12 protein-coding genes are annotated in these 15,888 nt (G+C 71.4%); 7 read left to right on the top strand and 5 right to left on the bottom strand.

The window, feature by feature from the left end:
- The first annotated feature begins 75 nt into the window (after positions 1–75).
- From OG622_RS09585 to OG622_RS09575, 3 genes are all read left to right on the top strand, one after another.
- Positions 76–2,040, top strand: a complete 1,965-nt coding sequence (locus OG622_RS09585; RefSeq protein WP_371574841.1) for a Xaa-Pro dipeptidyl-peptidase — start codon at positions 76–78, stop codon at positions 2,038–2,040.
- A complete protein-coding gene (locus OG622_RS09580; protein WP_371574839.1) occupies positions 2,037–3,326 on the top strand; it encodes a DUF2817 domain-containing protein in 1,290 nt (429 codons plus the stop codon). The genes OG622_RS09585 and OG622_RS09580 overlap by 4 nt, the downstream gene beginning before the upstream one ends.
- 83 nt (positions 3,327–3,409) lie before the next feature.
- Complete coding sequence (locus OG622_RS09575) at positions 3,410–5,134, top strand: BCCT family transporter (protein WP_371574837.1); 1,725 nt, start codon at positions 3,410–3,412, stop codon at positions 5,132–5,134.
- A gap of 116 nt (positions 5,135–5,250) precedes the next feature.
- Here OG622_RS09575 and OG622_RS09570 read toward each other — a convergent pair whose 3' ends face one another.
- The gene (locus OG622_RS09570) at positions 5,251–6,201 is read right to left on the bottom strand and encodes an FAD-dependent oxidoreductase (protein WP_371574834.1); all 951 of its coding nucleotides are present in this window, start codon (positions 6,199–6,201) and stop codon (positions 5,251–5,253) included.
- Positions 6,202–6,267: 66 nt separating this feature from the next.
- Between OG622_RS09570 and OG622_RS09565 the strand changes: the two genes are divergently transcribed.
- Both OG622_RS09565 and OG622_RS09560 read left to right on the top strand, forming a co-directional pair.
- Positions 6,268–7,296: an oxidoreductase gene (locus OG622_RS09565; protein ID WP_371574832.1), complete on the top strand. Its 1,029-nt coding sequence runs from the start codon at positions 6,268–6,270 to the stop codon at positions 7,294–7,296.
- 318 nt (positions 7,297–7,614) lie between these two features.
- Positions 7,615–9,255 carry an ABC-F family ATP-binding cassette domain-containing protein gene (locus OG622_RS09560; RefSeq protein ID WP_371574830.1) on the top strand — a complete coding sequence of 547 codons (1,641 nt, stop codon included), beginning with the start codon at positions 7,615–7,617 and terminating at the stop codon, positions 9,253–9,255.
- 195 nt (positions 9,256–9,450) lie between these two features.
- Here the strand turns inward: OG622_RS09560 and OG622_RS09555 are convergent, their stop codons facing one another.
- The 3 genes from OG622_RS09555 to OG622_RS09545 form a co-directional block, all read right to left on the bottom strand.
- Positions 9,451–11,844: a Tex family protein gene (locus tag OG622_RS09555; RefSeq protein ID WP_371574828.1), complete on the bottom strand. Its 2,394-nt coding sequence runs from the start codon at positions 11,842–11,844 to the stop codon at positions 9,451–9,453.
- A 159-nt stretch (positions 11,845–12,003) separates the two neighbouring features.
- Positions 12,004–12,147 (bottom strand): LPFR motif small protein, encoded by a 144-nt coding sequence (locus OG622_RS09550; RefSeq protein WP_371574826.1) that lies wholly within the window; start codon positions 12,145–12,147, stop codon positions 12,004–12,006.
- Between the two features lie 85 nt (positions 12,148–12,232).
- Positions 12,233–13,099 carry a hypothetical protein gene (locus OG622_RS09545; protein WP_371574824.1) on the bottom strand — a complete coding sequence of 289 codons (867 nt, stop codon included), beginning with the start codon at positions 13,097–13,099 and terminating at the stop codon, positions 12,233–12,235.
- 157 nt (positions 13,100–13,256) lie between these two features.
- Here OG622_RS09545 and OG622_RS09540 point away from each other — a divergent pair, with 157 nt between their 5' ends.
- A complete protein-coding gene (locus OG622_RS09540; RefSeq protein ID WP_371574822.1) occupies positions 13,257–14,216 on the top strand; it encodes a GlxA family transcriptional regulator in 960 nt (319 codons plus the stop codon).
- Positions 14,217–14,253: 37 nt separating this feature from the next.
- Complete coding sequence (locus tag OG622_RS09535) at positions 14,254–14,889, top strand: DJ-1/PfpI family protein (protein ID WP_371574820.1); 636 nt, start codon at positions 14,254–14,256, stop codon at positions 14,887–14,889.
- 13 nt (positions 14,890–14,902) lie between these two features.
- Here OG622_RS09535 and OG622_RS09530 read toward each other — a convergent pair whose 3' ends face one another.
- Positions 14,903–15,646: an enoyl-CoA hydratase/isomerase family protein gene (locus OG622_RS09530; RefSeq protein ID WP_371574818.1), complete on the bottom strand. Its 744-nt coding sequence runs from the start codon at positions 15,644–15,646 to the stop codon at positions 14,903–14,905.
- Between the last annotated feature and the right edge of the window lie 242 nt (positions 15,647–15,888).

Genomic DNA, 15,888 nt, shown 5'->3' with positions numbered 1-15,888 from the left:
CACACCGTGGCCGAAGTCCCGCGAGCCCCAAAAGGGCCTCTTTTGCGCGAGAGTTGACCGCAGTACCGTCCGCGCATGCCGATACCTGCGCGACGCATGCGCTTCACGACCTGGAGATCGCTCGCGACGGCGGCCACGGCCGCCGCTCTCACGGCCACGTTCCTCACCCCAGCGGTCGCCGGCACCCCGGCCCCCCGGAAGAGTGAACCGGTCTACTCGTACGACAACGCCGTCCGCGAGGCCGTCTGGGTGGACACCGGGCTAGACGGCGACCGCGACGGGAAGACGGACCGTGTCGCCGTCGACATCGTCCGTCCGAGTGAACCCGACCGACGGGGCCGCAAGATCCCCGTGATCATGGACGCCAGCCCGTACTACTCCTGCTGTGGACGCGGCAACGAGAGTCAGCGCAAGACGTACGACGCGAACGGGAACGTCGACCAGATGCCGCTGTTCTACGACAACTACTTCGTGCCCCGCGGCTACGCCTTCGTCGCCGTCGACCTCGCCGGAACCAACCGCTCCGACGGCTGTGTCGACGTCGGCGGCCGCTCCGACATCCAGTCCGCCAAGGCGGTCGTCGACTGGCTCAACGGCCGCGGCAGGGCGTACACCACCCGCACGGGCACCACGAAGGCCAAGGCCCGCTGGACCAACGGCAGGACCGGCATGATCGGCAAGAGCTACGACGGCACGATCGCCAACGGCGTGGCCGCCACGGGAGTCGAGGGCCTGGAGACCATCGTCCCGATCGGCGCGATCTCCTCCTGGTACGACTACTACTTCGCCAAGGGCGCCCCCCTCTACGACTCCGGCCCAGAGTGGCTCTCCGACTACGTGGAGAGTCCGGATGCCCGCGCCAAGTGCGGGGCCGTCCAACAGGAACTGGTCGACGGCGCCCCGCGCACCGGCGACCGGACCCCGCTCTGGACCGAGCGCGACTACGTCAAGGACGTCCGGAAGATCGACGCCAGCGTCTTCGTCATCCACGGCGGCCAGGACCTGAACGTCCGCCCCAAGCACTTCGGCCAGTGGTGGGACGCCCTCGCCAAGCACGGCGTCGAGCGCAAGATCTGGCTCTCCCAGGCCGGCCACGTCGACCCGTTCGACTTCCGCCGCGCGGAGTGGGTCGACACCCTGCACCGCTGGTTCGACCACGAACTCCTCGGCTACGACAACGGCGTCGACGACGAGCCCATGGCCGACGTCGAACGCCACCCGAACCAGTGGGAGACGTCCAAGGTCTGGCCGCCGCGCACCACGAAGGCCACGACCCTCCGTCCGGCCGGGGGAAGTGAGCCGGGCGTCGGCACGCTCGGCCTTCGCAAGCGGTCCGGCACCGAGACCTTCACCGACAACCCGGCGCTGAACGAGACCGACTGGGCGGCGTACGTCGACAGGTCCACCCCCGACAAGGCGGGCTTCGTCACTCCGCCGCTCACCGGGGACCTGCGCCTGTCCGGCTCCTCCAAGGTGACCGTCACCGCCACGCCCACCACCTCCGCCGCCCACCTCTCGGCGGTCCTCGTGGACCTCGGCCCGGACACCATCCGCGACTACTCCGCAGCGGGCGAGGGCATCACCACCCTCACCGAACGCACCTGCTGGGGCCCGAGCACCAGCGGCGACAGCTCCTGCTTCCGGCAGACCCGGGCCAGGACGGCCGACGTCGACTACACGATCTTCAGCCGCGGCTGGGCCGACCTCGGCAACCACTCGTCCGGCACCGGAGCCCCGCTCACACCCGGCACCCCGTACACGATCACCCTCGACCTGCACGCGAGCGACCACGTCGTCCCGGCGGGCCACCGGCTCGCGCTGATCATCGCGGGCACGGACCAGGACCTCATCGACCCGCCGTCCGGCACGCCCACACTGACCATCGACCTCGGGCGCACCTCCGCCAAGGTCCCGCTGGTCGGCGGTGGTTCCGCCTTCAAGAAGGCGACCACGGGCGCCACCGGCACCCCCGCGGCCTCCGTCCTCGACGGCGTACGCGACCCGAGCCGGGCCGCCCGCGTGCCGGGCGATGGAGCATGAGGGCCCGTGTCGCGGCGCTGATCGCCACGGCGCTCGCCGCGCCCCTGCTGTCGACGCCCGCGTACGCGACGGACACCACCCCGCCACGCACCGGATTCGAGCGGTCGGGCGGCGCCCGCTGGACCAGCCAGTCCGAGGAGCAGGAGTTCCTCGCCGCCGTGGACCGGGGAAGCGATCGCGTGTCGATCACCCGTATCGGCACGACCGGGCAGGACCGCCCGCTTCAACTCGTCCGCATCGGCACCCGCCCCACCACGCGCACGGTCCTGCTCATCTGCAGCCAGCACGGCGACGAGCCCTCGGGCCGCGACGCCTGCCTCACCACGATCCGCGACCTCGCCCACGCCAGGGACAGGCGGACCGAGCGGCTGCTGAAATCCACTACCGTCCTCGTCGTGCCCACCGCCAACCCCGACGGCCGGGCCGCCGACACCCGGGGCAACAGCGACGGCGTCGACATCAACCGTGACCACCTCGCCCTCCGGACGGCCGAGGCACGGGCGCTCGCCGCCGCCATACGCGACCGCGAACCCGACGTCGTCTACGACCTGCACGAGTACGGGGCCACACCCCGGTACTACGACAAGGATCTCTTCGACCTCTGGCCCCGCAACCTCAACACCGACGCGGCCGTCCACACCGAGGCCCGCACCCTGTCCCTGGACCACGTACGCCCGGCCGCGGGGGCCGCCGGATACTCGACCGGCACGTACGGCATCTGGACCGACCCGGACACCGGCGACCCGATCCGCCAGGTCGCGGGTGACGGCCAGGAACGCATCCTGCGGAACATGTCCGGAATCAAGCACTCCGTCGGACTGCTGATCGAGAGCCGGGTGGAACCGCCGACGGCCGGCACCGAGGAGCCCGTCAACAACCGGCGCCGGGTGAACTCCCAGCTCGCCGCCCTGAAAGGCCTGTTCGGCTTCGCCGGTGAACGCGGCAGACAGGTCGACCGGGCGACCGGTGCGGCCCGTCTCGCCGGCCTCCGCGACACCGGCCCGGTCTACGTCGGCGGCGCCGACAACGATCCGGCCGAACCCGCCGAGGTGATCCAGGACCCACCCTGCGGCTACCGGCTCACCGCACAGCAGTACGAGGAGTTCGGGGACGAGCTGGCCCTGCACGGCGTCCGCGTACGGCCCCGGAACGACGGCAACGGCAACGGCGACGGCGACGGCGTCCTCGTACCGTCGCGCCAGCAACTGCGCGCGCTCGTCCCGCTGCTGCTCGACGAGCGGGCGCCGTACCGCCTGACGGCGGGAGAGCCCGACACCACCTGTTGAACAAGAAAGGACCGAGGTCACATGTGGTAGGGGTTCCTGGGCAGGAGAGGGTCAGTTCCAGCCACTCTCGAAAGGTTCCACCTGTGACGCACGATCATCACACCACCCACCACGGGGGAGGCGCGCTTCCAGGCTCGGAGGCGGGTCTCCCCGGCGGCGGGCGGCCCCGGACGGACCGCGTCGTGTTCGGCGTGACGGCGGCTCTCACCCTGGGCTTCGTGCTCTGGGGCGCCATCTGGACGGACTCGCTCGAAACCGCCTCCGGCAAGTTGCTGACCGGCCTGATCCACAATGGTGGCTGGGCGTTCATGCTGGCCGCCTCCTGCTTCGTCGTCTTCGCCCTGTGGCTCGCGGTCAGCCGCTACGGCCGCATCCACCTCGGGGTCGAGGGCGAGAAGCCCGAGTTCCGCACGGTCTCCTGGGTCGCCATGATGTTCAGCGCCGGCATGGGCATCGGCCTGATGTTCTACGGCGTCAGCGAGCCGCTCGCCCACTACGCCTCGCCCCCGCCGGGCACGAACCCCGAGGGCTCCGGCGAGCGCATGGAAACGGCGATGGCGACCACCCTCTTCCACTGGACGCTGCACCCCTGGGCGATCTACGCGGTGGTCGGCCTCGCCATCGCCTACAGCACGTTCCGCAAGCAGCGCCGTCAGACCATCAGCGCCGTCTTCACCCCGCTGATCGGCGAGAAGCACGCGAACGGCACCGGCGGCCGGGTCATCGACATCCTCGCGATCGTCGCCACGATCTTCGGCTCGGCGGCCTCCCTCGGCCTCGGCGCCCTCCAGATCGGTTCCGGTTTCACGGAGCTGGGCTGGATGAACAAGGTCAGCACCGGCCTGCTCGTCGCCATCATCGCGGTCCTGACCCTGGCCTTCGTCGCCTCCGCCGTATCCGGTGTGGAGAAGGGCATCCAGTGGCTGTCCAACACCAACATGGTGCTGGCCCTGGTGCTGGCGGTCTTCGTCTTCGTCGCCGGCCCGACCATCCTGGTCCTCGACCTCCTGCCCACCTCGGTCTTCGCCTACCTCGGTGACCTGCCCCAGCTCGCGGGCCGCACCGAGGCGTCCGGCGGCGAGGGCGTGGCCGACTGGCTCGGCAGCTGGACCGTCTTCTACTGGGCGTGGTGGATCTCCTGGACGCCCTTCGTCGGCATGTTCATCGCCCGCATCAGCCGCGGCCGCACCATCCGCCAGTTCATCGGCGGCGTCATACTCGTCCCCAGCTCGGTCAGCCTCGTCTGGTTCGCGGTCTTCGGCGGTACGGCGATGAAACTGCAGGAGCAGGGCCGCATCGGTGAGGAGGCCACGCCGGAGGGCCAGCTCTTCGCCGTCCTCCACGAGTTCCCCGTCGCCACCGTCTCCAGCCTGCTGGTGATGATCCTCGTCGGTATCTTCTTCGTCTCCGGCGCCGACGCCGCGTCCATCGTCATGGGCACGCTCTCCCAGCGCGGCGCGCTCGAACCCGGCCGCTTCGTCGTCGTCTTCTGGGGTGTCGTCACCGGAGCCGTCGCCGCGATCATGCTCCTCGTCGGCAGCGGTCAGGGCGACGCCCTCACGGGCCTGCAGAACCTCACGATCCTGGCCGCCGCGCCGTTCGTGCTCGTGATGATCGGCATGTGCGTCGCCCTGATGCGCGACCTGCGCCGGGACCACGTGATCGTCCGCGAGGAGATGGCCTCCGAGGCGGTCGAACTCGCCGTCATCGAGGGCCACAAGCGGTACGACGGCGAGTTCGAGATCAGGGTCGGGCCGGGGCAGGGCACGGAGACCGAGGGAGACCCGATCGGCCGTCGCGCGGAGTAGCCGGTCGCGAGGGTCGCCGTTGGGGCTGCGGGGAGTGGGCGGCCGCGAGTCCGTCCGTGGCTGGTCGCGCCCACGCGGCGGAGCCGCACGATGACACGACCCCGCGCCCCTGATGGTCATCCGGCAGCGAGTTGTGCTGCCTCCCCCGCGCATCCCCACGCCACCGTGACCCCGGCCCCACCATGCCCGTAGTTGTGCACCAACACCCGCCCACCCGGCAGGAGTTCCCGCTCCAGACGCACTGCCGGGCGGGTGGGCCGCAGCCCCACCCGGTGCTCGATGATCCGCGCCCCCTCGATCTCGGGCCGAACCGCCGCACACCGCTTCACGATCTTCTCCGCGATCACCGGATCCGGCGTCAACGACCAGGCGTCCTCCTCCGCCGTACCGCCCAGGATCAACCCACCCGGCTGCGGCATGAAGTACGTGCTCTCGGCCCCGAAGTGATTCACCGACGTGAGCCAGGTGTCGACCCCGGGGTTCTCCACGACGACCAGCTGCCCCCGCACCGGCCGTACGGAAGGATCCGGCACCAGTTCCCGCGCGCCGAGCCCCGTGCAGTTGACGACGACGGGCGCGTCGACCGCCGCGAGGTCCGTGACCGTACGCTCTTCCACCGTCCCGCCCGCCGCGACGAACCGCTCGCGCAGCCACCGCAGATGGACCGGCATGTCGATCAGCGGCAGACGCGCCCACAGCCCGACGCCCGGGTACTCCTCGGCGGTCACCGTCCGCAGCCCGGCCACCCGCGAGGCCCACTCACCGAGCGCGTCCAGCGCGGTCCCGCGGTGTACGCCCTCGACCATGCGTACGCCCGTCTCGTCGGACCGGGCCGCCAACTCCTCGTACACGGCCAGGGTGACGAGCGCCCACTCGCCGGCGAGTTCCTCCGGTTCGATCCGGTAGGGCCACCACAGTCCGCCCGCGACGGCGGACGTCGTCCGCTCCGCGGGCTCCCGTGCCCAGATCCGAACCCGTCTGCCGCTCTCCGCCAGAACGACGGCCGTCGTGAGACCGGCGACCCCGCCACCGACCACGATCACATCACTGTTCGATTCATGGGTCATGCGGGGACGTTAACGGAATATGGCATGCTGTGCTCACAAGTCTGACTTTGTGGGGATACTCACACCATGTCTGCCGAGTACGCGACCTTCGGCCTGGCACCGGCGATCCGAGCCGGTGGCGTCCTCGCCAACGGTGACTACCAAGTGCACCGGGACTTCGTGGACTTCATCGTCGACGGACGCCCGCTGCTGTTCCAGCTCTCCGACCTCGATGCCGTCTCCCCACTCGCCTCCGACGTTCCGCCCTCGATCTTCACCGCCCAGGTGCGCAGCCTGCTCCTCGAAGCCGAAGCACCACTGACGCGCGGCCGCTACGTCATCTACGGCTGCCCCGAATGCGCCGACCTCGCCTGCGGAGCCGTGACCGCGGTCATAGAGCGGGACGGCGAGGACTACGTGTGGCGGGACTTCGCCTGGCAGACGGAGGAGGAGGCCGACCTCAAGCTGAACGGCTACACGGGCATCGGTCCTTTCCGGTTCCACGGCGCCGACTACCGCAGCGCACTGCAGTCCCTGCTGCGCGAGTCCGCCGCCGAGCCGTCGGCCCGCCGCCGGGTCCTCCTCATCGGTGCCCGTGTCGCCGTCCTCGCCAAACTCGCCGCCGCCCTGCGTGCCATCGGAATCGGCGCCGACATAGCGCACGACGCCACCGGCGTGTCCGCCGAGGAACTGCGCGCCTACGGTGTCGTGGCCTTCGGCCGGTCCGTCGGCGAGGCGGACCGCGGTGCCGTACGGCTGGCCTTCGACCGCGCGGGGGTCCAGGTCGCGTACGTCGACGGGCTCGCCCCCATCATTCCGCTCCTCGTCGCCCAGATCGAACACGCCCTCGACCGCAGCCCGGCGGAACAGCGGCGCCTGACCCGTCTCGTCGCCGCCGGAGGACAGGCCGGCATCGAGATCACCTCCACCTGCCGGGTGGAGCTCACCGCCTACCGCCTCGACCGGCTGTACCGCCCTCACACCTACCGCTTCTTCGACGGGATCCTCCCGGCGGGCCAGCACCGCATCGGCCTGGACCCCAAGGCCGTGAAGGGAGAGTCGTTCATCGTGGCCCGCACCTCGGGAACGGTGCTGGTGGAGCCGATGGCGGGGTGAGGGACTTCTCGCGCGGTTCCCCGCACCGCTGAAAGGGGCGCGGGGAACCGCGCGAACGGGGTCTGGGGCAGAGCCCCGGGGAGGGGACGGGTAGGGGCGGCGGGGGCGAGAAGAAGAAGGACACGAAGCCACCGGAGCCCGCCCCGCCGCGCACCACGGCAACGGCCGCGGCCGAAGCCGACCGCATCGTGTGGCAGCACCGCCTCGCAGCGGGAGGCCGCCGCAGTCCCGGCTCCGGACGCGGCTCGATGGGCGGCCGCGGCCCCCACATCGACGCCGCTAGGAGGACCCGCCCCCCTGTCGTTAGGATCGCCCCTCGTGACCGCCACCCTCGTCGTCAAGAACCTCGCCGCCGGCCACGGCGACCGCTCTCTCTTCTCCGGGCTCGACCTCGTCGTCGCCCCCGGTGATGTGATCGGGCTCGTCGGTGCCAATGGCGCGGGCAAGTCCACGCTGCTCCGGCTGCTCGCCGGCCTGCTCCCGCCGGAGGAGGGCGAGCTGCGGCTCTCCCCGCCGACAGCGACCGTCGGTCACCTGCCGCAGGAGCCGGAGCGCCGGGAGGGCGAGACCGTACGGGACTTCCTCGCCCGGCGCACGGGCGTGGCGGAGGCCCAGCGGGTGATGGACGAGGCCACCCAGGCGCTGGTGGACGGCGCCCCCGGTGCCGACGACGCGTACTCGGTGAGCCTGGAGCGCTGGCTCGACCTGGGCGGCGCCGACCTCGACGAGCGGGCGGAGGAGGTCGCCGACTCCCTCGGCCTCGGCGTCGACCTGGACCAGCTGATGACCGGCCTCTCCGGCGGCCAGGCAGCCCGCGCCGGACTCGCCTCCCTCCTCCTCTCCCGCTACGACGTCTTCCTCCTGGACGAGCCCACCAACGACCTCGACCTGGACGGACTGGAACGACTCGAACGCTTCGTCTCCGGCCTGCGCGCGGGCACGGTGGTCGTCAGCCACGACCGCGAGTTCCTCACCCGCACCGTCACCAAGGTTCTCGAACTCGACCTCGCCCAGAACCAGATCAACCTCTACGGCGGCGGCTACGAGGCCTACCTGGAGGAGCGCGAGACCGCCCGCCGGCACGCCCGTGACGACTTCGATGAGTACGCCGACAAGAAGTCCGCCCTCCAGGACCGCGCCCAGATGCAGCGCTCCTGGATGGACAAGGGTGTCAAGAACGCGCGGCGCAAGGCGAACAACGACAACGACAAGATCGGCCGCAAGTTCCGCAGCGAGGCGAGCGAGAAGCAGGCAGCGAAGGCCCGGCAGACCCAGCGCATGATCGAACGGCTGGACGTCGTCGACGAGCCGCGCAAGGAGTGGGAGCTGCGGATGGAGATCGCGTCGGCTCCGCGCTCCGGCGCCGTGGTCGCCACCATGCGTGACGCCGAGGTACGGCGGGGGGACTTCGGCTTCGGTCCGGTGTCCCTGCAGATCGACTGGGCGGACCGCATCGCCATCACGGGCGCGAACGGCGCCGGCAAGTCGACCCTCCTGGGCGCGCTGCTCGGCCGGGTCCCCCTGGACTCGGGCCATGCCGCGCTCGGCTCGGGCGTCCTCGTCGGCGAGGTCGACCAGGCCCGTGGCCTCTTCCTCGGCCCCGAATCCCTCCTCGACGCCTTCTGCGCGGCCGTCCCCGACACCGAACCCGCCGAGGTGCGCACGCTCCTCGCCAAGTTCGGCCTCAAGTCCACCCATGTCCTCCGCCCGGCGGTGACCCTCTCCCCGGGCGAACGCACCCGAGCGGCTCTCGCGCTGCTCCAGGGCCGAGGCGTCAACCTCCTGATCCTCGACGAGCCCACGAACCACCTGGACCTCCCCGCGATCGAGCAGCTGGAATCGGCCCTGGACGCCTACGAGGGCACGCTCCTGCTGGTCACTCACGACCGCCGCATGCTGGACGCGGTACGGGTGACACGCCGCTTCGCGGTGGAGGCGGGCAAGATGACGGAGAGCTGAGGGCGCCGTCTCGGGCGGGGACGGGTTCTGCGTGCCGAGGAAAAAGCAGGGGGCGCAGCCCCTGCTTTTTCAGGGGCGCGGGGAACTGCGCGAGCAGCCCCCACCGGACCCGCGGATGGGGGTTGGTCGAAGGGGCGCAGCCCTTGGACGGGGACGGGTAGGGGCGGCGGGGGCGAGAAACCCCCGCCGAACCACTCAGCGCCGCTTCTTGTCCACCAGCCCCGCCCGCCGCAACGCATCCGCCATCGCACTGTTCGAAGGAGCCGCAGCCGCACCCCCCTGCCGGGAAGCACCGCCCCCACCCCCACGCGCCTGCTGCCGAGGCGGCTGCGATCCACGAGCCCCCCGCTGAGGCCGAGAACCCCCACCCGACTGCCCCGGACCGCCCTGCCCCTTCGGCGCGGCCTCGTCGTCCAGCCGCAGTGTCAGGGAGATCCGCTTCCGGGGAATGTCGATGTCGAGGACCTTCACCTTGACGATGTCCCCGGGCTTGACCACGTCACGCGGGTCCTTGACGAACGTCTTCGACAGCGCGGAGACATGCGCCAGCCCGTCCTGGTGGACACCGACGTCGATGAACGCCCCGAAGGCCGCCACGTTCGTCACGACGCCCTCCAGGACCATCCCGGAGACCAGGTCGGAGATCTTCTCGACGCCGTCCTTGAACGTGGCCGTCTTGAAGGCGGGCCGAGGGTCACGCCCCGGCTTCTCCAGCTCCTTCAGGATGTCCGACACGGTCGGCAGACCGAACGTCTCGTCCACGAACTCCCCGGGCCTGAGCGACCGCAGGACCCCCGTGTTGCCGATGAGCGCCGCCACCTCCTGCCCGGAGGTCTTCACCATCCGCCGCACCACGGGGTACGCCTCCGGGTGCACGCTGGACGCGTCCAGCGGGTCGTCGCCGTCCCGGATCCGCAGGAACCCCGCGCACTGCTCGTACGCCTTGGGGCCGAGCCGCGCCACACCCTTCAGCTGGGACCGCGACCTGAAGGGACCGTTGGTGTCCCGGTGGGCCACGATGTTCTCGGCGAGCCCGGAGGAGATGCCGGAGACACGGGCAAGCAGCGGGGCGGACGCCGTGTTCACGTCGACGCCGACGCCGTTCACGCAGTCCTCGACCACCGCGTCCAGCGAACGCGACAGCTTCACCTCGGACAGGTCGTGCTGGTACTGCCCGACACCGATGGACTTCGGATCGATCTTCACCAGTTCGGCGAGGGGGTCCTGGAGACGGCGCGCGATGGAGACGGCGCCGCGCAGCGACACGTCCATGTCCGGCAGCTCCTGCGAGGCGAACGCCGACGCCGAGTACACGGACGCGCCCGCCTCCGACACCATCACCTTGGTGAGCTGCAACTCCGGGTGCTTGGTGATCAGTTCACCGGCGAGCTTGTCGGTCTCGCGGGAGGCCGTGCCGTTGCCGATGGCGATCAGGTCGACCGTGTGCTCCTTGGCGAGGCGCGCCAGCTTGGCGATGGCCTCGTCCCACTTGTTGGCCGGGACGTGCGGGTAGATCACGTCCGTGGCGACGACCTTGCCGGTCGCGTCCACCACGGCGACCTTCACGCCCGTCCGGAAACCGGGGTCGAGGCCGAGCGTCGCGCGGGTCCCGGCGGGGGCGGCGAGGAGCAGGTCGCGCAGGTTCGCCGCGAAGACGTTCACTGCCTCGTCCTCGGCGGCCGTCCGCAGCCGCAGCCGCATGTCGATGCCGAGGTGGACGAGAATGCGGGTCCGCCAGGCCCAACGGACCGTGTCCGTCAGCCACTTGTCGCCGGGGCGCCCACGGTCGGCGATCTGGAAACGATGGGCGACGATCCCCTCGTACGACGAAGGGCCGGGCCGCTCGGAGGGCTCCTCCGGCTCCAGGACGAGGTCGAGGACGTCCTCCTTCTCGCCGCGCAGCATCGCCAGGATGCGGTGGGAGGGCAGGTCGGTGAACGGCTCGGCGAAGTCGAAGTAGTCGGCGAACTTGGCGCCCGCCTCCTCCTTGCCGTCCTTCACCCTGGCGGCCAGCCGCCCCCGCACCCACATGCGCTCACGCAGCTCGCCGATCAGGTCGGCGTCCTCCGAGAACCGCTCGGTGAGGATCGCGCGCGCGCCGTCCAGCGCGGCCTGCGGATCGGCGATGCCCTTGTCGGCGTCCACGAACGCCGCGGCGGCGGCCTGCGGCTCGACGGTCGGGTCGCCGAGCAGGCCCTCGGCCAGTGGCTCCAGGCCCGCCTCGCGGGCGATCTGCGCCTTCGTGCGCCGCTTCGGCTTGAAGGGGAGGTAGATGTCCTCCAGCCGTGCCTTGGTCTCGGCGGCGCGGATCCGCTCCTCGACCTCGGGCGTCAGCTTGCCCTGCTCGCGCACGGACTCGAGGATCGCCGTCCGCCGTTCCTCCAGCTCCCGCAGATAGCGCAGCCGCTCCTCGAGCGTGCGCAGCTGCGCGTCGTCGAGCATCTCGGTCGCTTCCTTGCGGTAGCGGGCGATGAAGGGCACGGTCGATCCGCCGTCGAGCAGCTCCACCGCGGCTCTGACCTGCCGCTCCCGTACGCCGAGCTCCTCGGCGATCCTGCCTTCGATGGACCCTACGAGGGGTGTCGTCACGATCCCGTACCGCCTTCTCCACTGGGGTTGCGCGGCAATTGTGGCAGGTGGCACCGACAGCGGGGGCCCAGGGCGTGAGACTCGCAGGGGCGGGCCGGGACGGACGGGGAGCCGGACGCGTGGTCGCGCCCGGCTCCGAAGGTCGACGGCCCGTCGTGCTCAGGCCCGACGGGCCCGCCCGGTGCGGTGAGTCGAACTCGACGCACCGCCGAAGAGCCGGGCCACGGCCCGGAACGGCAGCGTGACCACTGTCGCGATGGCCCCACCGATCTGCCGCAACACGTCTGCGATCGCACGGAACACGGACTTCCCCTTTCGTCTCCCGGTTGGCTGGGTCAGGAATGATCGGGTACCGCGCCCCGCGCCGTTCATGCCTGGACCGATCCGGTCAGCGCTTGCCGATCATCCCCGCCGGGAACGCCCCCGAGGAGAGCATGGTCGTCACCAGTCCGGTCATCAGCTCGGTGAGCCGCTGCACCCCGGCCGCGCCCAGGTGCTCGTACGGCGCGAGGTCGAGGCGGTCCGTCGCGTCCTCGACGTCCCTGCGGAAGGCCACGCCCGCCTCCGTCAGTTCGCCCTCGGTGCCGAGCAGTCCGCGCCCGTGGAGCCGGGCGGTCGCGGCGTCCCACTCGTCCTGGGTCCAGCCGCGCGTGCCGACGGCCCACTTCGGGGACATCCCCTTGCCGGTCGCGGTGTGGCTGGCCAGTGCCTCGACCGGGTCGAGGCCCGCGTCGAGGAGCACCATGAGATGTCCGTCGCCCCGGTGCTCGCGCAGCAGCGTGGCGGCGTGCCAGAGCGCGAGGTGAGGGCGCTCGGGTACGGGGAGATCGGCGTGCGCCGCATACAGGGGGCGTGCGGTCCTCGCGCACGCCTCTGTGGCGCGGAGTGCCAGCTCCGCCGCCTCGGCGATCTCCGCGGAGGCGATCAACTCCTCGCCGAGCAGCCGCCGCAGCGTGGCGTCGACGGCGCGCTCACGGGCCGCCAGCACCACCGGGGGTGCGGCGGCCTCCCACACGGCGGGAACGTGCTCCGCCACCAGTCCGTGGCGGAAGTTGAAGAACGTCGCCGTCACCACGCCCGCCCCGACCCCGCCCATGGCCGCCGCCCGCACCGCGAAGTACGCCGCCTGCGGGTCCGCCACCCCCGCGGCGGCCAGCTCCCGGCCGAGGTCCGGCGAGAAGTAGTGCGCGGAGTGGAACGGATTGAGGAAGCCGTGGCAGCGCCGCCCGGCGCGCTCCGGCAGAGATGAGGTCATGCCCGGCATGTTACCGACCGGTTGGTAGGTGAGACAGGGGGCGTCCTCGGCCGGTCAGCGGCCCCGGTCGGCGGGCGGCGATCCGACCCAGCCGGTGGCAGAAAAGGTGGGGTACTCGTCATTGCGGTCATGGTCCGGCCACCCAAGAATCGATGACATGCGAACAGTCCTGGTCGTCCTCTTCGACGGCGTGCAGAGCCTCGACGTCACCGGCCCGGTGGAGGTCTTCGCCGGCGCGGAACAGCACACACCGGGCACGTACCGCATCAGCACGGCCTCCCTGGACGGCACGCCCGTGCGCACCTCCAGCGGCCTCACGCTCGTCCCCGACCACTCCCTCGCCACCGCACCCGCCCCGCACACCCTGCTCGTCCCCGGCGGCCACGGCACGCGGAGCCCCGCCCCCGAGGTCGTCGCCTGGCTGCGCGAGCACGGCCCGCGCGCGGAGCGCCTGGTCTCGGTCTGCACCGGCGCGATCCTGCTCGCCGAGGCGGGCGTCCTGGACGGCCGCCGGGTCACCACCCACTGGGCGTACTGCGACACGCTGGCCCGCCGGCACCCGGCGATCGAGGTCGACCCGGACCCCATCTTCGTCCGCGACGGGCACGTCGCCACCTCCGCCGGTGTCACCTCCGGCATCGACCTGGCCCTCGCGCTGGTCGAGGAGGACATCGGCCGCGAGGCCGCCCTCGCCATCGCCCGCCATCTCGTCGTCTTCCTGCGCCGCCCGGGGAACCAGGCTCAGTTCAGCGCCCAGCTCGCCGCCCAGACGGCCCAGCGGGAACCGCTCCGCGAGGTCCAACAGTGGATCACCGAGCACCCCGGCGACGACCTCAGCGTCGAGCACCTGGCCGCCCGCGCCCGGCTCTCACCCCGCCACTTCGCCCGCGCCTTCCTGGCCGAGACGGGCATGGCCCCGGGCCGGTACGTCGACCGGGTCCGCCTCGAACACGCCCGCCGCCTCCTGGAGGACACCGCCGACGGAGTCGAGGAGATCTCCCGCACCTGCGGCTACGGCACCTCCGAGGCCATGCGCCGCGCCTTCGTGAAGACCCTCGCCACGTCCCCGGCGGAGTACCGCCGCCGCTTCCGCCCGGCCTCCGCGCCCACCCACTGAACCCGGCCGCCGCGCCCACCCACCGAAAAGGGAACCCATGCAGATCGCCATCGTCCTCTTCGACCGCTTCACCGCCCTCGACGCGGTGGGCCCGTACGAGACCCTCGGCCGTGCCCCGGACGCGGAACTGCTCTTTGTCGCCGAGGAGACCGGCCCGGTCCGTACCGACCAGGGAACCCTGGCGATCACCGCCGACAAGACCCTGGCCGAGGTGCCGAACCCCGACATCGTGATCGTTCCCGGTGGCCCTGGCCAGAGCGCGCAGATGGAGAACGAGGCCCTTCTGGGCTGGCTGCGTACAGCCGACACCACCAGTACCTGGACGACCTCCGTGTGCACCGGCTCCCTGCTGCTCGCCGCCGCAGGCCTTCTGAAGGGCCGCCGCGCCACCTCGCACTGGCTTGCCCTCGACGCGCTGAAGCGGTTCGGCGCGGAGTCGACGGGGGAGCGGGTGGTGTTCGACGGCAAGTACGTCACCGCGGCCGGCGTCTCCTCCGGCATCGACATGGGTCTGACCCTGCTCGGCAGGATCGCGGGCGACGACCATGCCCAGGCAATCCAGCTGGCGACGGAGTACGACCCGCAGCCGCCGTACGACGCGGGCTCACCGGAGAAGGCGCCCGACCACCTCGTCGAATGGTTCCGCGAGAACAGCCGTCACGTTCTGCGGTGAGTTCAGGGGGAGTTCAGACGCTCCAGGTGAACCGGGGCGGTCTGCGCTCCAGGAACGCAGCGACGCCCTCCGCGGTGTCGCCGCTGCCACGGGCCTGCTCGGCCCAGTGGGCGTCGCGGTCGGTGCGGCCGTCCGCGAACTCCTTGGCCGCCGCCTGCGTCAGCTGCGAGCGTGAGACCAGTACCGCGCTGAACTCCGCCACCCGGTCGGAGAGTTCGCCCACGCGCAGCACCTCGTCCACCAGTCCCGTGCGCAGCGCGCGCTCCGCGTCGATCAACTCGCCGGAGAACAGCAGGTACTTGGCGGTGCCCGGCCCGACCAGCGACACCAGCCGCCGGGTGGAGGAGGCCGCGTAGACGAGCCCCAGCTTCGCGGGAGTGATCCCGAACAGCGACCCCTCCTCCGCGAACCGCAGATCGCAGGCCGCCGCCAGCTGTGAGCCACCCCCCACGCAGTGCCCGCGGATCGCCGCGAGGGTCGGCTTCGGGAAGGCGGCCAGTGCCTCCTCGGCGAGGACCGCCAACCCCTGGGCCTCACCCGGGGACCCCCGTAGCGTGGAGATGTCGGCCCCCGCGCAGAACGTCCCGCCCTCCCCGGTGAGCACCAGAGCCCGTACGCCGGGGTCGGTGGCCAGCCGGTCGAGCAGCGGCGGCAGCGCGCGCCACATCCCGGCCGTCATGGCGTTGCGCTTGGCCGGGTGGTGGACGACGACGGTGGCGACCCCGTCGGCGACGGTGTCCAGCAGCTGAGGCTCCATGCACCGGATGCTAGCCACCCCCGCGCCCGAGCGATCAAGAAGGGGCCCGTAGGGCGAGGAGGACCCCGAGGCGCGGATCCAGGAACAGCAACGGGTCCGGCGGTAAACCCGTACAACCCGAATAGTTCCGAAATGGGCAAGCCCCGAACAAGGGCAGGCGTACGGCTGGCCAACTCGCTCACAGGTGATCCGAATGTCGTCGATACGCGCTGACTTCTGTTCAGTCCACCGTGCACAGCGCT

The organism is Streptomyces sp. NBC_01314 (assembly GCF_041435215.1).
Classification (GTDB): domain Bacteria; phylum Actinomycetota; class Actinomycetes; order Streptomycetales; family Streptomycetaceae; genus Streptomyces.
The sequence above is the reverse complement of the archived record's forward strand: the minus strand, read 5'-3'. Positions and strand labels throughout refer to the sequence as shown.